The 19501-nt window shown below is 60.9% G+C and carries 21 protein-coding genes; 15 read left to right on the top strand and 6 right to left on the bottom strand.

Annotated features, from left to right (window positions below):
- The first annotated feature begins 100 nt into the window (after positions 1 to 100).
- A complete protein-coding gene (locus HBO11_RS13470; protein ID WP_169954091.1) occupies positions 101 to 997 on the top strand; it encodes a LysR family transcriptional regulator in 897 nt (298 codons plus the stop codon).
- Here the strand turns inward: HBO11_RS13470 and HBO11_RS13465 are convergent.
- On the bottom strand, positions 994 to 1320 hold the full coding sequence (locus tag HBO11_RS13465) for a DUF883 family protein (RefSeq protein ID WP_016969656.1): 327 nt from the start codon (positions 1318 to 1320) through the stop codon (positions 994 to 996). The two genes, HBO11_RS13470 and HBO11_RS13465, sit on opposite strands and share 4 nt — an antisense overlap.
- Positions 1321 to 1475: 155 nt before the next feature.
- On the opposite strand from HBO11_RS13465, the gene HBO11_RS13460 reads away from it, so the two are divergent.
- On the top strand, positions 1476 to 1691 hold the full coding sequence (locus tag HBO11_RS13460; RefSeq protein ID WP_029290270.1) for a dodecin: 216 nt from the start codon (positions 1476 to 1478) through the stop codon (positions 1689 to 1691).
- Between the two features lie 115 nt (positions 1692 to 1806).
- The gene (locus HBO11_RS13455; protein ID WP_169954092.1) at positions 1807 to 2031 is read left to right on the top strand and encodes a DUF1161 domain-containing protein; all 225 of its coding nucleotides are present in this window, start codon (positions 1807 to 1809) and stop codon (positions 2029 to 2031) included.
- Positions 2032 to 2089: 58 nt separating this feature from the next.
- Here the strand turns inward: HBO11_RS13455 and HBO11_RS13450 are convergent, their stop codons facing one another.
- Positions 2090 to 3091: an LLM class flavin-dependent oxidoreductase gene (locus HBO11_RS13450; RefSeq protein WP_029290274.1), complete on the bottom strand. Its 1002-nt coding sequence runs from the start codon at positions 3089 to 3091 to the stop codon at positions 2090 to 2092.
- 212 nt (positions 3092 to 3303) lie between these two features.
- Here HBO11_RS13450 and HBO11_RS13445 point away from each other — a divergent pair, with 212 nt between their 5' ends.
- A complete protein-coding gene (locus HBO11_RS13445) occupies positions 3304 to 3735 on the top strand; it encodes an OsmC family protein (RefSeq protein ID WP_169954093.1) in 432 nt (143 codons plus the stop codon).
- Positions 3736 to 3882: 147 nt separating this feature from the next.
- Positions 3883 to 4122, top strand: coding sequence for a DUF1161 domain-containing protein (locus tag HBO11_RS13440; RefSeq protein WP_057439267.1), 240 nt, complete (start codon positions 3883 to 3885; stop codon positions 4120 to 4122).
- Here HBO11_RS13440 and HBO11_RS13435 read toward each other — a convergent pair whose 3' ends face one another.
- Positions 4123 to 4551: a hypothetical protein gene (locus HBO11_RS13435; protein ID WP_169954094.1), complete on the bottom strand. Its 429-nt coding sequence runs from the start codon at positions 4549 to 4551 to the stop codon at positions 4123 to 4125.
- An 87-nt stretch (positions 4552 to 4638) separates the two neighbouring features.
- Here HBO11_RS13435 and HBO11_RS13430 point away from each other — a divergent pair, with 87 nt between their 5' ends.
- Positions 4639 to 5682, top strand: a complete 1044-nt coding sequence (locus HBO11_RS13430) for an aminopeptidase (protein WP_169954095.1) — start codon at positions 4639 to 4641, stop codon at positions 5680 to 5682.
- A gap of 85 nt (positions 5683 to 5767) precedes the next feature.
- Here HBO11_RS13430 and HBO11_RS13425 read toward each other — a convergent pair whose 3' ends face one another.
- Together HBO11_RS13425 and HBO11_RS13420 are read right to left on the bottom strand one after the other, a co-directional pair.
- The gene (locus tag HBO11_RS13425; RefSeq protein WP_169954096.1) at positions 5768 to 6427 is read right to left on the bottom strand and encodes an HAD family hydrolase; all 660 of its coding nucleotides are present in this window, start codon (positions 6425 to 6427) and stop codon (positions 5768 to 5770) included.
- A complete protein-coding gene (locus HBO11_RS13420) occupies positions 6424 to 6966 on the bottom strand; it encodes a gamma carbonic anhydrase family protein (protein ID WP_169954097.1) in 543 nt (180 codons plus the stop codon). The genes HBO11_RS13425 and HBO11_RS13420 overlap by 4 nt, the downstream gene beginning before the upstream one ends.
- Before the next feature lie 101 nt (positions 6967 to 7067).
- Between HBO11_RS13420 and prlC the strand changes: the two genes are divergently transcribed.
- The 8 genes from prlC (at position 7068) to HBO11_RS13380 (ending at position 17266) form a co-directional block, all read left to right on the top strand.
- On the top strand, positions 7068 to 9119 hold the full coding sequence (gene prlC, locus HBO11_RS13415; protein WP_169954098.1) for an oligopeptidase A: 2052 nt from the start codon (positions 7068 to 7070) through the stop codon (positions 9117 to 9119).
- On the top strand, positions 9116 to 9391 hold the full coding sequence (locus HBO11_RS13410) for a YheV family putative zinc ribbon protein (protein ID WP_029290288.1): 276 nt from the start codon (positions 9116 to 9118) through the stop codon (positions 9389 to 9391). The genes prlC and HBO11_RS13410 overlap by 4 nt, the downstream gene beginning before the upstream one ends.
- A 291-nt stretch (positions 9392 to 9682) precedes the next feature.
- Positions 9683 to 10435, top strand: a complete 753-nt coding sequence (locus HBO11_RS13405; RefSeq protein WP_169954099.1) for a gluconate 2-dehydrogenase subunit 3 family protein — start codon at positions 9683 to 9685, stop codon at positions 10433 to 10435.
- A 2-nt stretch (positions 10436 to 10437) separates the two neighbouring features.
- On the top strand, positions 10438 to 12222 hold the full coding sequence (locus HBO11_RS13400) for a GMC family oxidoreductase (protein ID WP_169954100.1): 1785 nt from the start codon (positions 10438 to 10440) through the stop codon (positions 12220 to 12222).
- A 12-nt stretch (positions 12223 to 12234) separates the two neighbouring features.
- Positions 12235 to 13530: a cytochrome c gene (locus tag HBO11_RS13395; protein ID WP_169954101.1), complete on the top strand. Its 1296-nt coding sequence runs from the start codon at positions 12235 to 12237 to the stop codon at positions 13528 to 13530.
- Positions 13531 to 13611: 81 nt separating this feature from the next.
- Positions 13612 to 14670, top strand: a complete 1059-nt coding sequence (locus tag HBO11_RS13390; RefSeq protein WP_169954102.1) for a PA0069 family radical SAM protein — start codon at positions 13612 to 13614, stop codon at positions 14668 to 14670.
- Positions 14671 to 14901: 231 nt separating this feature from the next.
- The gene (locus HBO11_RS13385) at positions 14902 to 15633 is read left to right on the top strand and encodes a carbonic anhydrase (protein WP_057957895.1); all 732 of its coding nucleotides are present in this window, start codon (positions 14902 to 14904) and stop codon (positions 15631 to 15633) included.
- An 85-nt stretch (positions 15634 to 15718) separates the two neighbouring features.
- Positions 15719 to 17266 (top strand): SulP family inorganic anion transporter, encoded by a 1548-nt coding sequence (locus tag HBO11_RS13380; RefSeq protein WP_169954103.1) that lies wholly within the window; start codon positions 15719 to 15721, stop codon positions 17264 to 17266.
- 86 nt (positions 17267 to 17352) lie between these two features.
- Here HBO11_RS13380 and HBO11_RS13375 read toward each other — a convergent pair whose 3' ends face one another.
- Positions 17353 to 18000, bottom strand: a complete 648-nt coding sequence (locus tag HBO11_RS13375; protein WP_169954104.1) for a hypothetical protein — start codon at positions 17998 to 18000, stop codon at positions 17353 to 17355.
- A gap of 367 nt (positions 18001 to 18367) precedes the next feature.
- On the opposite strand from HBO11_RS13375, the gene coxB reads away from it, so the two are divergent.
- Entirely contained in the window at positions 18368 to 19495 is a 1128-nt protein-coding gene (gene coxB / locus HBO11_RS13370; protein WP_169954105.1) for a cytochrome c oxidase subunit II, read from the top strand.
- The last annotated feature ends 6 nt before the right edge of the window (positions 19496 to 19501 follow it).

The following is a 19501-nucleotide window of genomic DNA, read 5'->3' as shown; positions in this document are numbered from 1 at the left end:
CCAGGAAGAAAGTTGGGAGAGGCAATGACGGCCACTCTACCCCTGACGCCGGACCGTGAAAACCGATAAGATCGCCGCAACCTGTCAGGAAAACTCACAGATGAGCCGAGATCTTCCGCCGCTTAATGCCCTGCGTGCATTTGAAGCCACCGCCCGCCTCAACAGCGTCAGCCAGGCAGCCGAGCAATTGCATGTGACCCACGGTGCGGTCAGCCGACAACTGAAAGTGTTGGAAGAACACCTTGGGGTGAGTCTTTTCGTCAAGGATGGACGCGGCATTAAACTCACAGATTCCGGCGTGCGGCTGCGCGATGCCAGCTTCGAGGCGTTCGAGCGTCTGCGGGATGTGTGCGGGGAGTTGACCCAAAGCAGCGCCGACGCGCCGTTTGTCCTTGGCTGCTCCGGCAGTCTGCTGGCGCGTTGGTTTATTCCGCGCCTGGGGCGCTTGAATGCCGACTTGCCGGATTTGCGCCTGCATCTATCGGCGGGCGAAGGCGACCTTGATCCAAGGCGCCCGGGCCTGGACGCCCTGCTGCTGTTTGCCGAGCCGCCGTGGCCTGCGGATATGCAGGTCTACGAGCTGGCGAGCGAGCGGATTGGCCCGGTGATGAGCCCGCACTTTGCCCACTACCAAGCCCTGCGCCAGGCACCCGCCCAAGCCCTGCTGGGCGAAGCCCTGTTGCACACCACTTCGCGCCCGCAAGCCTGGCCCAATTGGGCACAGCACCATGGCATCGAGCCCGGCGCATTGAAGTACGGCCAGGGGTTTGAGCATTTGTATTATTTGCTGGAGGCGGCCGTGGCTGGCCTTGGGGTGGCGATCGCACCGCAACCGCTGGTGGCGGAGGACGTGCGCGCCGGTCGCCTGGTTGCGCCATGGGGTTTTAGTCAAACCCCGGCGCAACTGGCGTTGTGGCTACCCAAGCGCGCCGCGGATGGGCGCGCCCGGCAGCTGGCGCAATGGCTCAAGGCTGAGCTTGCGCGCCAGCCGGTTTAGTCACCGCGTTTGCACAGCAGGTAAGCCGCCAGCAGGCCCAGTGCGCCAACGGCAACACCGGCGGTGGTCCAAGGGTGCTCCTGTGCGTAGTCACGGGTGGCAGCCCCGGTTTCGCGGATTTTCACTTTGCTTTCTTCGTAGGCGTCGCTGATCAAGTGGCGGGAGTGCTTGAGGGCATTCTCGGCATTGCTTTTGAGGGCCTTCAGGGTTTTGCGCGACTCGTCAGACGCATCGTCCTTGAGGCTCTCAAGGGATTTGAGCAGGCTCGAAATCTCGGCTTCCATGCTTTCCAATGACGCTTTGCGTAAAGAGGTGTTGGCCATGTGGGCTCTCCTGGAGTGAATGAGTAACGTGTGTTGATTCCGACTGCGGGGGTTTCAGAAAGTGCAGTAAATCTGAACTTTCAAGTGAGAAGAGTCGCCAGAAGCAGTAAGAAGAATCACTGCTAGGCTTCATTAATCGACCCAGGAGAACACTCATGACTGATCATCACACCTACAAGAAAGTCGAACTGGTGGGCTCGTCCCCAACCAGCATCGAGGACGCCATCAACAATGCGCTGGCCGAGGCCAGCAAGAGCATCAAGCACCTGGAGTGGTTTGAGGTCACCGAAACCCGTGGCCACATCAAGGACGGCAAGGCCGCGCACTTCCAGGTGACACTCAAGGTGGGCTTTCGTATTGCCAATAGTTGACGGGGTTGGTTGAACTTGCACGCTGGCCGATTGCCATAACCTGCGCTACACCCTTTGGGCGCCGATGCCCTATGCGTCGGCGTACATTTTTTGATCAGCGCAAGGAAAGTAACGGATGAAAAAGTTTCTGTTAGCGGTAGGTTTGTTGAGCCTGGCAGGTACAGCCCTGGCGGCTGGCAAGGATTGTGGTGAGCTGAAAAGCGAAATCGACGCCAAGATCCAGGCCAATGGTGCGTCCGGGTACACCCTGGAAATTGTCGAAAAAGGCAGCGCAACCAACGGCGAAGTGGTCGGCAGTTGCGAAGGTGGTACCAAGGAAATCGTCTACAACCGCAGGTGATCCCGTGCGGCAGACATAAAAACCGACGCCAGAGCGTCGGTTTTTTTATCCCCGCCGATCAGCCCTTCATCACCTGGGCCAGTAGCTCATAGGAATGAATCCGATCAGCATGTTCGTACAGGTCGCAGGTAAAGATCAGCTCATCGGCGCCCGTCTGCTCGATCAACACCTCCAGTTTGGCGCGAATCTTCGCCGGGCTGCCTACCATCGCCAGGCCTAGGAAACTGCCTACCGCGTCCTTCTCGTGGGGCAGCCACAGGCCGTCCATGCTGTCGACCGGCGGGCGTTGCACCAGGCTTTGCCCACGCATCAGCGCGAGAATTCGCTGGTAGACCGAGGTGGCCAGGTAATTGGCCTGCTCATCGGTATCAGCGGCCACCAGCGGCACACCGAGCATCACATACGGCTTGTCGAGCACTGCCGAAGGCTTGAAGTGATTGCGATAGACGCGAATCGCCTCATGCATCATGCGCGGTGCGAAATGGGAGGCGAAGGCGTAGGGCAAACCGCGCTCGCCGGCCAGTTGGGCGCTGAACAGGCTGGAACCGAGCAGCCACACCGGGACGTTGGTGCCGGTGCCCGGTACGGCGATCACCCGTTGGTCGGGGGTGCGCGGGCCCAGATAGGCCATCAACTCGGCCACATCTTCCGGGAAGTCATCGGCGCTGCCGGAGCGTTCGCGGCGCAGGGCGCGGGCGGTCATCTGGTCTGAGCCGGGTGCGCGGCCCAGGCCCAGGTCGATCCGGCCGGGGTACAGGCTTTCCAGGGTGCCGAACTGTTCAGCGATCACCAGTGGCGCATGGTTGGGCAGCATCACGCCGCCTGCGCCGACCCGGATAGTCGAAGTGCCACCGGCCAGGTAGCCGAGCAGCACCGAGGTCGCGGAGCTGGCGATGCCATCCATATTGTGGTGCTCGGCCACCCAGAAGCGGGTGTAGCCGAGCTTTTCCACGTGCTGGGCCAGGTCCAGGGAATTGCGCAACGACTGCGCCGGGCTGCCATTGGCGCGCACCGGTACCAGGTCGAGGGTCGAGAACTTCACATCGGACAGTGGTTTCATAAGCCTGCTTCTCCATAGGGGCGCAGGCTTGTGACGAACCAAAACCTGCCGCTTCATGTGCATGCCCTATGCAATGAGGGCATATACCCGAGATTCAATAGCGGACATGAAATTTCCTACTTGCCCGCTTGGTTTTTCCGACAGGGTGAACTTTGCCAGAGGTTCTATCCTCAGAACCTTACTGATGCACAACCACTGCTTGGGAGAACGCTATGAGTATCGTGAAAAAAGCCTCCGCACACTGGGAAGGCGACCTGAAAACCGGTCTGGGCTCGATCTCGACCGAAACCGGCGTATTGCGCGAAGCCCCCTACGGCTTCAAGGCACGTTTCGAAGGTGGCAAGGGTACCAACCCTGAAGAACTGATCGGCGCGGCCCATGCCGGCTGCTTCTCCATGGCCTTTTCCATGATTCTTGGCGATGCCGGCCTCAAGGCTGACAGTATCGACACCCAGGCCGAAGTGACCCTGGACCAGGTGGACGGTGGTTTTGCGATCACCGCAGTCCACCTGATCCTCAAGGCCAAGATCCCCGGCGCGAGCCAGGCGCAGTTCGATGAACTGAGCAAGAAGGCCAAGGAAGGATGCCCGGTATCCAAGGTGCTGAACGCCAACATCACCCTGGATGGCACCCTCGTCAACTGATCTGCGCAGGTCCAATGTGGGAGCGGGCTTGCTCGCCCCCACATTTTGTTCTGCGTTAAATCAGAACTCGCGTTTCGCAAATGTGGTCTCATACCCATGCAGCCTTTGGCGCACACCCGTGCGCAGCGCATTTAGGGAGCTTCACACATGAAACGTTTTGCCTTGGCGATTATCTGCGGTGTTTTGGCCACATCGGCAATGGCCGCGCCCAAAGACTGTGAAGAGCTCAGGAAAGAGATTGAAGTCGGCCTACAGGCCAAGGCAATCCCGTCCTACACCCTGGAAATCATCACCGCCGAAGAAGCCAAGAATCATGACGAAGCCATGATCGTCGGCTCCTGCGAAAACGGCACCAAGCGCATCATCTACCAGCGCAACGATGACTGATCAGGGAATGCAGTTGACGCTGCGTTCCTCGGCCAGCAACTGACGCTGGGCGTCATACAGCCGGATATTCGGGGTGAAGCCCAGCGAGCGCCCTTCCAGGCGGTAGCGCTGGCCGGCCTGGAACTGGTCGTATTGCAGGGTGATAAAACAGGTGCGCTCCTGGGGCTGGTTCAGCCCGCCACCCAGGCCTGCGCCGGCATACACTTCAAAATCAAAACGCACCATCAACTCGTGGCTGCCCGCTGGCACCTGGAAGTAGCGCCCATCGTCAAGGGCTTTGCCGTCCAGGCGTTGCGCCATGACCAGCTTGGCGCCTGGGGTCGGGGTGGCAAAATCGACCCAGGCCTGTTGCGGGTCGGCTGGCGGGATCGGGGTGGAGGCGCAGGCGCTGAGAAAAATCGCCGCCAAGGGAAGCAAGAGCTGACGCATAGTGGGCACTCAACCGTAGGAATGGTATGAGCATAACCCCTGCCAGCCAGTTAGTCTGGCGGGCCAAAGATTGTGGAGCGGTTTGAGATGGTGCGGCATTTATTGGCGGGGCTGACGTGCCTATTGCTCGGTGGCTGTTCCAGTGTCAGCTATTACAGCCAGTTGGCCAGCGGCCAATGGCAGCTGCTGCAGGCGCGGGAGCCGGTGGCCAAGGTGATCGCCGATCCGACGCGCCCGCAAGTGTTGCGTGAGCATTTGGCGCAATCCCAGAAGGCACGCACCTTTGCCAGCCAACAGTTGCATTTGCCCGACAACCAGAGCTACCGCCTTTACGCCGATATCGGCCGGCCGTACGTAGTCTGGAATGTCTTTGCTACATCAGAGTTTTCTTTGTTACCCCAGACCCATTGCTTCCCGATTGCCGGCTGCGTGGCCTATCGCGGTTATTACACTCAGGGCGCGGCCCGGGGCGAGGCTGCGTTGTTGCAACTGCGTGGCATGGATGTGTCGATTGGCGGCGTCGAGGCCTATTCCACCCTCGGCTGGTTCAATGACCCGATCATGAGTTCGATGATGCGTTGGGGTGATGAGCGCCTGGCCACGGTGATTTTTCACGAGCTGGCGCACCAGCGTTTTTATGTGAAGGACGACACGGAGTTCAATGAGTCGTTTGCCACCTTCGTCGAGCAGGAAGGCACCCGGCAATGGCGCGCGGCCCGTGGCCTGGCGCCTGCGAGCGAATCGACGTTGAAGCAGCGCGACCAGTTTATCCAACTGATCCTCGACACCCGCAGTCGCCTGGAGCGCCTGTATGCGCAGCCGTTGGCCGCAGTTGCGATGCGCCAGGCCAAGGCGGCCGAGTTCGAGCGCTTGCGCCGTGAGTATCGGCAGATGCGCGACAGCCAGTGGGGCGGCGACCCGCGTTATGACGCCTGGGTCAATCAGCCGATGAACAATGCGCGGTTGTTGCCGTTTGGGCTGTATGACCAGTGGGTACCGGCGTTTGCGGCGTTGTTTCGCCGGGAGGGCGGGGATTGGCTGAGGTTCTACGGCGCCGTGGAGCAGTTGGGGCGCTTGCCGGTGGAACAGCGCAAATTAGCGTTGCGGCAGTTGGTAAGCGGTGACGTTTAGGGCCTCATCGCAGGCAAGCCAGCTCCCACATGTTGATGTGTGAACACCGTCCAATGTGGGAGCGGGCCTGCCCGCGATAGCGGTCTCAAGCCCGCCGCAAAAACGCCTGATGCATCTCCTCCAGCGTCTCAAAATGCCAGCGCGGCGCTTCAGCATTCAACTCTGCAAAACTACCAAACCCATACCCCACCGCCGCTGCATCCAGCCCGTTGCTACGTGCGCCGATCAGGTCGTGCTTGCGGTCGCCGATCATCAAGGTACTGGCCGGATCCAGGCCTTCCTCGCGCATCAAATGGGCGATCAGCTCGACCTTGTTGGTGCGGGTACCGTCCAATTCACTGCCGTAAATCACCTTGAAGTGCTTGGCGAAATCGAAATGCCGGGCGATCTCCCGGGCAAATTCCCACGGTTTGGAGGTGGCCACATACAGTTGGCGACCCTGGGCATTGAGCTCCTCCAGCAACGGCATGACCCCATCGAACACCCGGTTTTCATAGAGCCCGGTGACTTTGAAGCGCTCGCGATAGAAATTCACCGCCTCCCAGGCCCGCGCCTCGTCGAAATCGTAGAACTGCATAAAGGCTTGCAGCAGCGGCGGGCCGATAAAGTGTTCGAGCTTGGTCAGGTCCGGCTCATCGATGCCCAGCTTGGCCAAGGCGTACTGGATCGAGCGGGTGATGCCTTCCCGTGGATCGGTCAGGGTGCCGTCCAGGTCAAACAGGACGGTTTGGTAATCCAGGGTCATCGGTCGAATCCTTCTGCCAGGTGCAGGTCCTTGAGCTTCACGTAGTTCGTTGCGCTGTAGGTGAAAAAGGCGCGTTCCTTGTCAGAAAGCGCGCGGACTTGTTTAACCGGGCTGCCCACATACAAAAAGCCGCTTTCAAGTTTTTTGCCCGGCGGCACCAGGCTGCCGGCGCCGATGATCACATCGTCTTCAACCACCGCGCCGTCCATCACAATGCTGCCCATGCCGATCAGGATACGACTGCCGACGGTGCAGCCATGGAGCATGACCTTGTGGGCGATGGTCACATCGTCGCCGATCAGCAGCGGGAAACCGTCAGGATTGAAGGGCCCGGCGTGGGTAATGTGCAGCACGCAGCCGTCCTGCACGCTGGTGCGCGCGCCGATGCGGATGCGGTGCATGTCGCCGCGAATCACCGTCAGAGGCCAGACCGAGCTGTCGGCGCCGATTTGAACATCGCCGATCACCACCGCCGAAGCATCGACGAAAGCCCCGGCGCCGAGGGTTGGCGTGTGATTCTGATAGGTGCGAAGGGTCACGATAGCCTCTCTCTGTTTGGTTGATAGCTGCGGTGGACGTTGATTGTAATTAAGATGGCCCCATCTTTGTCTTACCTGTTTCTTCAGCCAAGGTGCCAACCGTGAGCGCGAACAACCCTCTTTTGCAGTCCTACGACCTGCCGCCGTTCTCGGCGATCCGTGCCGAGCACGTCCAACCGGCCATCGAACAGATCCTGGCCGACAACCGCGTCGCCATCGAAGGCATCCTGCAAAGCCAGGGGAAAAATCCGACCTGGGCCGGCCTGGTCCTGGCCATGGATGAACTCAACGACCGCCTGGGCGCCGCCTGGAGCCCGGTCAGCCATCTCAATGCCGTGTGCAACAGCGCTGAACTGCGTGAGGCCTATGAGGCCTGCCTGCCGGCATTGAGCGCCTATTCCACCGAGATGGGCCAGAACCGCGAACTGTTCCAGGCCTTCGAAGCCCTGGCCAACAGCCCGCAAGCGGCCGGTTTCGATGTGGCGCAAAAAACCATTCTGGAGCACGCACTGCGCGACTTCCGCCTGTCGGGTATCGACCTGCCGTCTGAGCAGCAGAAGCGCTACGCCGAGGTGCAAAGCAAACTCTCCGAGTTGGGCAGCAAGTTCTCCAACCAGTTGCTTGACGCCACCCAGGCCTGGACCAAGCACGTCACCGACGAAGCCACCCTGGCCGGCCTGACCGACTCGGCCAAGGCGCAAATGGCGGCTGCGGCCCAGGCCAAAGGCCTCGACGGCTGGCTGATCAGCCTGGAGTTCCCCAGCTACTACGCGGTGATGACCTACGCCCACGACCGCGCCCTGCGCGAAGAAATCTACGCGGCCTACTGCACCCGTGCGTCGGACCAAGGCCCGAATGCCGGTCAGAACGATAACGGCCCGGTGATGGAACAGATCCTCGACTTGCGTCAGGAACTGGCCCAACTGCTCGGTTTCGCCTCTTTCTCCGAACTGAGCCTGGCCACCAAAATGGCCGAATCCAGCGACCAGGTACTGAGTTTCCTACGCGACCTGGCCAAACGCAGCAAGCCATTCGCCACCCAGGACCTGCAACAGCTCAAGGCCTACGCCGCCGAACAAGGCTGCAACGACCTGCAAAGCTGGGACAGCGGTTTCTACGGCGAAAAGCTGCGTGAACAGCGCTACAGCGTGTCCCAGGAAGCCCTGCGTGCCTACTTCCCGATCGACAAAGTGCTGGGCGGGCTGTTTGCCATCGTCCAGCGCCTGTATGGCATCGAGATCGCCGAGCAGAAAGGCTTCGACACCTGGCACCCGGATGTTCGCCTGTTCGAAATCAAGGAAAACGGCCAGCACGTCGGCCGCTTCTTCTTCGACCTGTATGCCCGCGCCAACAAGCGTGGCGGTGCCTGGATGGACGGCGCGCGGGATCGTCGGCGCACCGCCGAGGGTGTGCTGCAAAGCCCGGTGGCTAACCTTGTGTGCAACTTCACCCCGGCCGACAGCGGCAAGCCTGCCCTGCTGACCCACGATGAAGTCACCACCCTGTTCCACGAATTCGGTCACGGCCTGCACCACCTGCTGACCCGCGTCGAACACGCGGGCGTGTCCGGCATCAACGGCGTGGCCTGGGATGCGGTGGAGTTGCCGAGCCAGTTCATGGAGAACTGGTGCTGGGAGCCGGAAGGCCTGGCGCTTATTTCCGGTCATTACGAAAGCGGCGAAGCCCTGCCCCAGGACCTGCTGCAAAAAATGCTCGCGGCGAAGAACTTCCAGTCTGGCCTGATGATGGTGCGCCAGCTGGAATTCTCGCTGTTCGACTTTGAACTGCATGCCACCCACGGTGATGGCCGCAGCGTGGCGCAGGTGCTCGAAGGCGTGCGCGACGAGGTGTCGGTGATGCGTCCGCCGGCCTATAACCGCTTCCCCAACAGCTTCGCGCATATCTTCGCCGGCGGTTACGCGGCGGGGTACTACAGCTACAAGTGGGCCGAAGTATTGTCGGCGGACGCGTTCTCCAAGTTCGAAGAAGACGGCGTGCTCAATGCCGAAACTGGCCGGGCGTTCCGCGAGGCGATCCTGGCCCGTGGCGGTTCCCAGGCGCCGATGGTGCTGTTCGTCGACTTCCGCGGACGCGCACCGTCGATTGACGCACTCTTGCGCCACAGCGGCCTGAGTGAGGACGCGGCAGCATGAGTGACGGGCCTGTGATCACCAAAAAGCAATTTATCGCCGGCGCCGTGTGCCCGGCGTGCAGCGAGCCGGACAAGTTGAAGATGTGGACCGAAGACAGCGTGCCCCATCGCGAATGCGTGGCCTGTGGCTATACCGACACGCTCAACGACCAGGGTTTGTCGGTGCCCAAGGAATTGGGCACGCGGGTCAACACCTCGGCGTTGAAAGCGCCGGCGGACCCCAAGGTGCAGGCGGTGCAGTTCTTCCCTAATCCCAAGCTGAAAAAAGACTGACGGACCTCACTCCGTCCAACCTGTGGGAACAGGCTCATGTAGGAGCTGGCTTGCCAGCGATAGCATCACCTCGGTGTCACTGATACACCGAGGTGTCTGCATCGCAGGCAAGCCAGCTCCTACACAAGCCTGCTCCCACTTTTTTTTGCGCGCATTTCTCGATTTTCCTGGCTGAAACGGTTCTCTCATTCCTTAGCCTGCTATCATTTGTAACCATTGATTACATCCACAACGACAAGCCGCTCCATGAAGCGACTGCTCAAACCCGTGACCACATGATGAGGTGCCACCATGTCTGATCAAGATCGAGACAACCCCCGGCGTGACTTTTTGCGCAAATCCTTGACCTTGATCCCGGTGGTCACGGTTGCCAGCACCGGCCTTGGCGGCTCGATGCTGATGGCCACGCCCGAGCCTGTCCAGGCCAGCCCGGCCAAGGCACCTACCAGCGAAAAGGCCTACGAGCCCAGTTACTTCACCGCTGAGGAATGGGCCTTCATCAACGCGGCCGTCGCGCGCCTGATCCCCGCAGATGCCCAAGGCCCAGGTGCCCTGGAAGCCGGTGCACCGGAATACATCGACCGGCAGATGAACACGCCCTACGCCAGCGGCGCCCTGTGGTTCATGCAAGGTCCGTTCAACGCCGACGCACCGCCCGAGATGGGCTGGCAGAGCAAACTGGTGCCCAAGGAGATCTATCGCCTGGGTATTGCTGCCACGGATGCCTGGTCGAAAGCGTTCAACGGTAAAACATTTGCTGGGCAAGACAGCGCTACCCAGGATGATTTGCTGCGCCGCCTGGAGGCGGGAGGTGCCGAAACCGGCGAGCATTTCGCTGCGGTCCCGCCGAAGATTTTCTTCAACTTGTTGCTGCAAAACACCAAGGAAGGGTTCTTCTGCGACCCGATCCACGGCGGCAACAAAGGCATGGTCGGCTGGACCATGATCGGCTTCCCCGGCGCCCGCGCCGATTTCATGGATTGGGTTGAACGCAACGAGCAATACCCCTTCCCGGCTGTTTCCATCCGTGGCGAGAGGGCATAAACGTGGCGACCATCATGAAGAAAGTGGATGCAGTCATCGTCGGCTTTGGCTGGACTGGCGCGATCATGGCCAAGGAGCTGACGGAAGCCGGCTTGCACGTGGTAGCGCTGGAGCGCGGCCCGATGCAGGACACCTACCCGGACGGCAATTACCCACAAGTGATCGACGAACTGACCTACAGCGTGCGCAAAAAGCTGTTCCAGGACATTTCCAAGGAAACCGTGACCATTCGCCATAGCGTGAATGACATCGCCCTGCCCAACCGTCAGTTGGGCGCCTTCCTGCCGGGCAACGGCGTAGGCGGCGCGGGCCTGCACTGGTCGGGCGTGCATTTTCGGGTGGACCCTATCGAACTGCGCATGCGCAGCCACTACGAAGAACGCTACGGCAAAAACTTCATTCCCAAGGACATGACCATCCAGGACTTCGGCGTCAGCTACGAAGAACTGGAACCGTTCTTTGACTACGCCGAAAAGGTCTTCGGCACCTCCGGCCAGGCCTGGACCGTGAAGGGCCAACTGGTGGGTGAAGGCAAGGGCGGCAACCCTTACGCGCCGGATCGTTCCAGCCATTTCCCACTGGAATCGCAGAAAAATACCTACTCGGCACAGCTGTTTCAGCAGGCCGCCACTGCCGTGGGCTACAAGCCCTACAACCTGCCTTCGGCCAATACCTCGGGGCCTTACACCAACCCCTATGGCGCGCAGATGGGGCCGTGCAACTTCTGTGGTTTTTGCAGCGGGTATGTCTGCTACATGTACTCCAAGGCATCGCCCAACGTGAACATCCTGCCGGCCCTGCGCCAGGTGCCGAACTTTGAACTGCGGCCAAATTCCCACGTGCTCAAAGTCAATCTCGACAGCACCAAGCGCAAGGCCACTGGCGTGACCTATATCGACGCCCAGGGCCGGGAGATCGAGCAACCGGCGGACCTGGTGATTCTTGGCGCCTTCCAGTTCCACAACGTGCGCCTGATGCTGCTCTCGGGCATCGGCAAGCCCTACGACCCGATCACGGGCGAAGGGGTGGTGGGCAAGAACTTCGCCTACCAGAACATGGCCACCATCAAGGCCTACTTCGACAAAGACGTGCACACCAACAACTTCATCGGCGCTGGCGGCAATGGCGTGGCGGTGGACGACTTCAACGCCGATAACTTCGATCATGGCCCCCATGGTTTCGTCGGCGGTTCGCCGATGTGGGTCAACCAGGCGGGCAGCCGGCCGATTGCCGGTACCTCCAACCCACCGGGCACGCCGGCCTGGGGCAGTGCGTGGAAGCGCGCCACGGCCGATTACTACACCCACCAAGTGTCGATGGACGCCCATGGCGCTCATCAATCCTACCGGGGCAACTACCTCGATCTGGACCCGGTTTACCGTGATGCCTACGGCCTGCCGTTGCTGCGCATGACCTTCGACTGGCAGGAAAACGACATCAAGATGAACCGCTTCATGGTCGAGAAAATGGGCAAGATCGCCGAAGCGATGAACCCCAAGGCGATTGCCGTACTCGGCAAGAAGGTCGGCGAGCACTTCAACACCGCGTCTTACCAGACCACGCACCTCAACGGTGGCGCGATCATGGGTACCGACCCGAAGACCAGCGCGTTGAACCGCTACCTGCAGTGCTGGGATGTGCACAACGTGTTTGTCCCAGGCGCATCCGCTTTCCCACAAGGCTTGGGCTACAACCCTACGGGCCTGGTGGCGGCGCTGACCTATTGGTCCGCCCGGGCGATACGCGAGCAGTACCTGAAAAATCCCGGCCCGCTGGTTCAGGCATAAGGAGCGACGACTATGAAAGCATTTGTTATCGCAACCCTGGCCCTGTTCAGCAGTTGCTCGGTGAGCGCCGCTGAAACTGATCTGGTCAAACAGGGCGAATACCTGGCTCGCGCCGGTGACTGCGTGGCCTGCCATACCGCCAAGGGCGGCAAGCCGTTTGCCGGTGGCCTGGCGATGGAAACCCCGATCGGCGTGATCTACTCAACCAACATCACCCCGGACAAAACCGGCCTGGGGGACTACAGCTTTGAAGATTTCGACAAAGCCGTGCGCCATGGTGTCGCCAAAAGCGGTAGTACCCTTTACCCGGCGATGCCTTACCCGTCTTATGCACGTGTCAGCGAAACCGACATGCAGGCGCTGTATGCGTACTTTATGAAAGGCGTGGAACCGGTCGCCCAGGCGAACCAGGACAGTGATATTCCCTGGCCCTTGAGCATGCGCTGGCCCCTGGCGGCATGGCGTTGGATGTTTGCGCCCGAGGTGGCGGGCTATCAGGCTCCGGCCGATGCCGACCCGGTGATCAGCCGTGGCGCCTACCTGGTGGAAGGCCTCGGCCACTGTGGCGCCTGCCATACCCCGCGGGCCCTGACCATGCAGGAAAAGGCCCTAAGCGCGTCGCAAGGTGCGGCGTTCCTGTCCGGCAGTGCGCCCCTGGAAGGCTGGATCGCCAAAAGCCTGCGCGGCGACCACAAGGACGGCCTGGGCAGTTGGAGCGAAGAGCAACTGGTGCAGTTTCTCAAGACCGGTCGCAGTGATCGCAGCGCGGTGTTTGGCGGCATGAGCGACGTTGTAGTCCACAGCATGCAGTACATGTCTGAAGACGACCTGACCGCTATCGCCCGTTACCTCAAGAGCCTGCCGGCAGTCGATCCCAAGGATCAGCCGCACCAGTACGACAAGCAGGTGGCCGAGGCTTTATGGAAAGGCGATGACAGCCAGCCGGGCGCTGCGGTGTACATCGACAACTGCGCGGCCTGCCATCGCACCGATGGCCATGGCTACACCCGGGTGTTCCCGGCGCTGGCGGGCAACCCGGTGTTGCAGACGGCGGATGCCACATCGTTGATCAACATTGTGTTGAATGGTGGAACCCTGCCGGCCACACACGCAGCGCCTTCTACATTCACCATGCCGGCCTTTGCCTGGCGCTTGTCGGATCAGGAAGTGGCGGATGTGGTCAGTTTTATTCGGGGCAGCTGGGGTAACCAGGGCGCGCCGGTGAAGGCTGGTGACGTGGCCGACCTGCGCAAAAGCGATAAACACACCACCTCGGGCGACGATCTGGGGCAAGTGACGAGTCACTGATTTTGCCTTTGCCGCCCAACGGCACTGGTCAGATACGCTGCGTCTCGATACTGTATATAAAAACAGTATCGAGGCGTTTTCATGTCCACTCCTCTGCCGCCGCGCGGGCGAGGCACCGCCACCAACCTGCACAATCGCTTCGCGCCCACGGTGAGTGTGGCCGAGGATGACGGCTGGTATCAGGAAGTGCCGCCGACCCAGGGCACCGAAGTGCGCATCGAGACGGCAAAGACCATCATCACCCGCAACACCTCGCCGGACCTGCCGTTCGACCGCTCCATCAACCCTTACCGGGGGTGTGAGCACGGTTGCATTTATTGTTATGCGCGGCCCAGCCATGCCTATTGGGACATGTCCCCGGGCCTGGATTTTGAAACCAAGCTGATCGCCAAGAGCAACGCCGCTCAGGTGCTGGAGCAACAATTGTCCAAGCCCGGTTATGTGTGCGCGCCGATCAACCTGGGCTCCAACACGGACCCGTACCAGCCCATAGAGCGCGAGTACCAGATCACTCGGCAAACCCTGCAAGTGCTGCTGCGCTATCGCCACCCGGTGACTATCGTGACCAAGGGTTCGTTGATCCTGCGTGACCTTGACCTGCTCACCGAACTGGCCCGCCAGCGGCTGGTGGCGGTGATGATCAGCCTTACCAGCCTGGACGACGAACTCAAGCGCATCCTGGAACCTCGTGCAGCGGCGCCCAAGGCGCGGCTGCGGGCGATCCGGGTGATGCGCGAGGCAGGGATCCCGGTAGGCGTGCTGTGCTCGCCGATGATTCCGATGATCAACGACAGCGAACTGGAAAGCCTGCTCGCCGAGGCCCATGCCGCCGGGGCGCAGAGCGCCGCCTATATGATGCTGCGCCTGCCCCTTGAGGTGGCGCCGCTGTTCGAGGAGTGGTTGGCGGCCCATTACCCGCAACGGGCGGCCCATGTGATGAGCCTGGTACGCCAGGTGCGCGGTGGCGAAGTCTATGACAGCCGCTTCGGTGTGCGCATGCGCGGTGAAGGACCGTTTGCCGACCTGCTGGCACAACGATTTGCCAAGGCGATCAAGCGCTTGGGGCTTGACCGGCGGGAGGGCTTCAATCTCGATTGCAGTGCATTCTGTCCACCCGGCAGGCAGCTGGCTTTGTTGTAGACTGATACAAATGCGCGGGTTTCCCGGCCAGGGTGGTCGCGTTTTGATATCACTGAAACCCGCGAGATAGAGCGGTTGATTCAGTTTGAGTTAAGTTTCGGCAGGTACCTTGTTCATTGAGTGACTGATGGGTCGGCGGCGCTGGCTGGGTGGTTTGCATGTGTTGTTTCCCGGTGATCGCGCGTCGACCTCAACTGCAAGACTCTCCTGCCCCAACCACGAGGATGAATCATGAGTGACAAGGATAAACAGCCGTTGGCTGCGTCGGCTTCAGCCCCTCACGAGGCGGAGTCCGCCGATGCAGCGCTGCAGCACATCGTTGATGGCTTTTTGCATTTCCATAACGAGGTCTTTCCCCAGCAGGAAGAGCTCTTCAAGAAACTCGCCACGGCCCAGAGCCCACGGGCGATGTTTATCACCTGTGCCGACTCGCGCATTGTTCCGGAACTGATCACCCAGAGCTCCCCGGGCGATTTGTTCGTCACCCGTAACGTGGGTAACGTCGTGCCGCCTTACGGGCAGATGAACGGCGGTGTGTCCACGGCCATCGAGTACGCGGTGCTGGCGCTTGGTGTGCAGCACATCATCGTCTGCGGCCACTCCGATTGTGGCGCCATGCGGGCCGTGCTCAACCCCCAGAGCCTGGAAAAAATGCCCACGGTCAAAGCCTGGCTGCGCCACGCCGAGGTCGCCAAGACCATGGTCCAGGACAATTGTGATTGCGCCAATGAAGGCGAAAGCATGCAGGTGCTGACCGAAGAAAACGTCATCGCCCAGTTGCAACACTTGCGCACCCACCCCTCTGTGGCTTCGCGCATGGCCAACGGCCATTTGTTCATCCACGGCTGGATCTACAACATCGAGACCAGCGAGATCAAAGCCTACGATGCGGACCAGGCCACGTTCCGGCCGCTGAGCGGGTCCGGACCGATCCCTTCGGCGACGCCCAAAGCGCGCTTCTAAAACAATCCCCTGCCGGGTAATGCGATGGCTGCCATGGATGCAGCCAGGCCTTGCCACGCCCGGCGAATGCCTCGGGAGAGTCATCATGCGTGCAGCTCAATTAAAAACAGTGCTGCCACGGGAGCTGTTGGCTTCGGTGGTGGTGTTTCTGGTGGCCTTGCCCCTGTGCATGGGGATCGCCATTGCATCCGGGATGCCACCGGCCAAGGGCCTGATCACCGGGATTATCGGTGGCCTGGTGGTGGGCTGGCTGGCCGGTTCGCCCCTGCAAGTCAGCGGCCCGGCGGCGGGCCTGGCGGTGTTGGTGTTCGAACTGGTGCGCCAGCACGGCATGCTGATGCTCGGGCCGATCCTGCTGTTGGCGGGTTTCCTGCAACTGGTGGCCGGGCGCCTGCGCCTGGGCTGCTGGTTCCGGGTGACGGCGCCGGCGGTGGTCTACGGCATGCTGGCGGGGATCGGGGTGTTGATCGTCCTGTCGCAAGTGCATGTGATGCTCGATGGGGCGCCCAAGCCTTCGGGGCTGGATAACCTCGCGGGCTTCCCCGCCGCAGTGGCCCAGGCCATTCCCAGCCTGGGTGGCGGGCTCGGTTGGCAAGCCGGCCTGCTGGGCTTGGCGACCATGCTGGTGATGTGGTTGTGGGACCGGTTTCGCCCGCAAAAGCTGCGTTTTGTCCCCGGCGCATTGCTTGGCGTGGGCCTGGCGACTGTGACCAGCCTGGCGCTGGCCTTGCAGGTCAAGCGCGTGGAGGTGCCGGAAAACCTCGCCGATGCCATTGATTGGTTGCGCCCCAGCGACCTGCTGAACCTGGCCGACCCCAACCTGTTGATCGCGGCCTTCGCGGTAGCCTTTATCGCCAGTGCCGAAACATTACTCTCGGCGGCGGCTGTGGACCGTATGCACAACGGTCAGCGTTCGGACTTCGACAAGGAATTGTCCGCCCAGGGTGTAGGCAACATGCTATGCGGCCTGGTAGGCGCATTGCCCATGACCGGGGTGATCGTGCGCAGTTCGGCCAACGTCCAGGCGGGGGCAACCACGCGCTTGTCGGCGATGTTCCACGGCCTTTGGCTACTGGCCTTCGTATTGCTGTTGTCGAGCGTGCTGCAAAGTATTCCGGTGGCGAGCCTGGCGGGGGTGCTGGTGTACACCGGGATCAAGCTGGTGGACCTCAAGGCGTTCCGTGGCCTGGCGCGTTATGGCCGGATGCCGATGTTCACCTACGCCGCCACGGCCCTGGCGATCATCTTCACCGATTTGCTGACGGGAGTGCTGGTGGGCTTCGGCCTGACCCTGGTCAAACTGGCGTGGAAGGCTTCACGGTTGAAAGTCAGCCTGATCGACCTGCCCCAGGACGGTGAGATGGAGTTGCGATTGACCGGTGCGGCGACCTTTCTCAAGGTGCCCGCATTGACCCAGGTGCTGGCGACTGTGCCGGCGGGGACCACGGTGCATGTGCCGCTCAATAACCTGAGCTACGTGGATCACTCGTGCCTGGAGTTGCTGGAGGAATGGGGGCGGGCCAATGCGGCCAAGGGCTCGAAGTTGGTGATCGAGGCGCGCGGGTTGAAGCGCAGGTTGGAAGGGCGGATACGTACCACGACGCGGATTGGTTCGGCCCCGTCAGTGGGCTGACGAAACCGGATAAAAAAATGTGGGAGCGGCGGTGCGACGATTCGACTTGCCCGCTCCCACACTTTGTTCTACGCCAGGCCGGAAATTCAGGCTGGCTGATCCAGCTCCAACTCCACGCCCAACTGGCGCGACAGGCACGGCCAGCGCTTCCACGCCGCTTCCGTTGCCGGGCTCTTGAGCTGTTCGCGATAGGCCTCGACGGACTCCAGGGCGAAGCTCTCTTCATTGAGCATTTCATCCACCGCCAGGTGCACGGCTTCATCCAGCTGATTGGCGAAATCTTCGCCGATCAGTTGGTGGGCAATCACGTTGGCAACGGTGGTGTCTGCCGGAATCAACGGCTGGCCGAAATGCTTGATATACAGATCGTTTACTTCTTCCACCAGTCGGTGGGCCAGGTAGGCCTCGTCCAACAGGCCGTTGAGGCCTTCATGGGCCGTCAGGATCGCCGGCGGCTGTAGAAAGAAATGCTCGGCGATTTTCAGCACCGGCTTGATCTGGCTTTCAATCCCGGCTTCCCGGGCCACGTCGTTGGCGGCGTCCAGCAGGTCCGGGACCTGGTCGATGTAGGCGGTGACGAAACGCGTCATCACGGCATTGCGATCACCGTCGGCCAGGGAAATGGCCGAGTGCAGGTGTGGCAACTGTGCGTCCAGTTGTTTAGCCAATTGGCCGGTGGACGCTTCGTGTTGATGGGCACGGGAAATCTGCTCGCGCAATGCGGCGGTGTTCATGAAAGCTCCAGGAATACGGGCGTAGGAAAGGGGATTGCATAAGGTAGCTCGTTTATACGAGCCCCTAAGACGCATTTGTCATAATTATTTCATGGTTATGCGCCGCTGTTATATCGAAATGCCATCGTTCGTCGGATAGGCCCTGAATCTGCTGGCCGGCCAATGCCGTTCGTCTCTTTTTACTGATTTGTCCCCACACATTGCGGGGTCGCAGTCGCTGTCTATACTCGGGTTTGTACGCAATTAGCTGATGACGCCCGACTGCATTAGGCAGGCAAGGCTTGGCGGATGTAAGCAGTTTGGAAGCCGCCCCCTTGGCCGCAGGTGCAAACCGGCGGGATAACAAGAACGATAAGGGGAACCCGCAATGACGCGACATCCACATGTTTGGATGGGCTTACTCTTGTGGTCAGTATTCAGCCAGGCGCAAGCCGCCTGGACGGTGAATATGGCACCAGGGGCCACTGAAGTCAGTCACGCCGTGTTCGACCTGCACATGACCATTTTCTGGATCTGTGTGGTGATCGGCATCATCGTGTTTGGCGCCATGTTCTGGTCGATGATTGTGCATCGACGCTCCACGGGCCAGGTGGCGGCCAAGTTCCACGAAAGCACGACGGTCGAGATTCTCTGGACGGTGGTGCCCTTGCTGATCCTCGTCGCCATGGCCATTCCGGCGACCAAGACCCTGATCAACATCTACGACAGCAGTGAATCGGATATCGATATCCAGGTCACCGGCTACCAGTGGAAGTGGCACTACAAGTACCTGGGCCAGGACGTCGAGTTCTTCAGCAACCTGGCCACTCCCGCCGAGCAGATCCATAACCAGGCCACTAAGGGCGAACACTATCTGCTGGAAGTCGACCAACCGCTGGTGCTGCCGGTGGGCGCCAAGGTGCGCTTTTTGGTAACGGCCGCCGACGTGATCCATTCGTGGTGGGTGCCGGCGTTTGCGGTCAAGCGCGATGCGATCCCAGGCTTCGTCAACGAGGCCTGGACCCGGGTCGAGAAGCCCGGCATCTACCGTGGCCAGTGCGCGGAGCTGTGCGGCAAGGATCACGGCTTCATGCCCATCGTGGTCGAGGTCAAGTCCAAGGCCGACTACGAAACCTGGCTCGGCGAGCGCAAGGAGGAAGCCGCCAAGCTCAAGGAGCTGACCTCTAAAGAATGGACGCGCGAAGAGCTGGTGGCCCGTGGCGACAAGGTCTACCACACCACCTGCGTGGCCTGTCACCAGGCCGAAGGCCAGGGCCTACCGCCGATGTTCCCGGCGCTCAAAGGCTCGAAAATCGCCACTGGACCGGCGGCAGACCACCTGAGCATCGTCTACCACGGTAAGCCCGGTACGGCGATGGCGGCCTTTGGCAAACAACTGTCGGAAGTCGATATTGCGGCGGTCGTGACCTACGAGCGTAACGCCTGGGGCAACAACAAAGGCGACATGGTCACGCCCAAAGACGTGCTGGCCATCAAACAGGCGGAAAGCAAATGAACCTCT

Source organism: Pseudomonas sp. WS 5010, assembly GCF_012985565.1.
Classification (GTDB): Bacteria; Pseudomonadota; Gammaproteobacteria; order Pseudomonadales; family Pseudomonadaceae; genus Aquipseudomonas.
Note: the sequence above shows the minus strand (reverse complement) of the source record. Positions and strands in the feature narration are given on the sequence as shown.

Coding starts and splice junctions, on each gene's coding strand:
- HBO11_RS13405 (WP_169954099.1), top strand. CDS start 9,683: ATGTCTGATCAAGATCGAGACAACCCCCGGCGTGACTTTTTGCGCAAA.
- HBO11_RS13445 (WP_169954093.1), top strand. CDS start 3,304: ATGAGTATCGTGAAAAAAGCCTCCGCACACTGGGAAGGCGACCTGAAA.
- HBO11_RS13460 (WP_029290270.1), top strand. CDS start 1,476: ATGACTGATCATCACACCTACAAGAAAGTCGAACTGGTGGGCTCGTCC.
- HBO11_RS13380 (WP_169954103.1), top strand. CDS start 15,719: ATGCGTGCAGCTCAATTAAAAACAGTGCTGCCACGGGAGCTGTTGGCT.
- HBO11_RS13455 (WP_169954092.1), top strand. CDS start 1,807: ATGAAAAAGTTTCTGTTAGCGGTAGGTTTGTTGAGCCTGGCAGGTACA.
- HBO11_RS13435 (WP_169954094.1), bottom strand. CDS start 4,551: ATGCGTCAGCTCTTGCTTCCCTTGGCGGCGATTTTTCTCAGCGCCTGC.
- HBO11_RS13430 (WP_169954095.1), top strand. CDS start 4,639: ATGGTGCGGCATTTATTGGCGGGGCTGACGTGCCTATTGCTCGGTGGC.
- HBO11_RS13375 (WP_169954104.1), bottom strand. CDS start 18,000: ATGAACACCGCCGCATTGCGCGAGCAGATTTCCCGTGCCCATCAACAC.
- HBO11_RS13465 (WP_016969656.1), bottom strand. CDS start 1,320: ATGGCCAACACCTCTTTACGCAAAGCGTCATTGGAAAGCATGGAAGCC.
- HBO11_RS13410 (WP_029290288.1), top strand. CDS start 9,116: ATGAGTGACGGGCCTGTGATCACCAAAAAGCAATTTATCGCCGGCGCC.
- HBO11_RS13395 (WP_169954101.1), top strand. CDS start 12,235: ATGAAAGCATTTGTTATCGCAACCCTGGCCCTGTTCAGCAGTTGCTCG.
- HBO11_RS13450 (WP_029290274.1), bottom strand. CDS start 3,091: ATGAAACCACTGTCCGATGTGAAGTTCTCGACCCTCGACCTGGTACCG.
- HBO11_RS13470 (WP_169954091.1), top strand. CDS start 101: ATGAGCCGAGATCTTCCGCCGCTTAATGCCCTGCGTGCATTTGAAGCC.
- HBO11_RS13440 (WP_057439267.1), top strand. CDS start 3,883: ATGAAACGTTTTGCCTTGGCGATTATCTGCGGTGTTTTGGCCACATCG.
- HBO11_RS13390 (WP_169954102.1), top strand. CDS start 13,612: ATGTCCACTCCTCTGCCGCCGCGCGGGCGAGGCACCGCCACCAACCTG.
- HBO11_RS13425 (WP_169954096.1), bottom strand. CDS start 6,427: ATGACCCTGGATTACCAAACCGTCCTGTTTGACCTGGACGGCACCCTG.
- coxB (WP_169954105.1), top strand. CDS start 18,368: ATGACGCGACATCCACATGTTTGGATGGGCTTACTCTTGTGGTCAGTA.
- HBO11_RS13385 (WP_057957895.1), top strand. CDS start 14,902: ATGAGTGACAAGGATAAACAGCCGTTGGCTGCGTCGGCTTCAGCCCCT.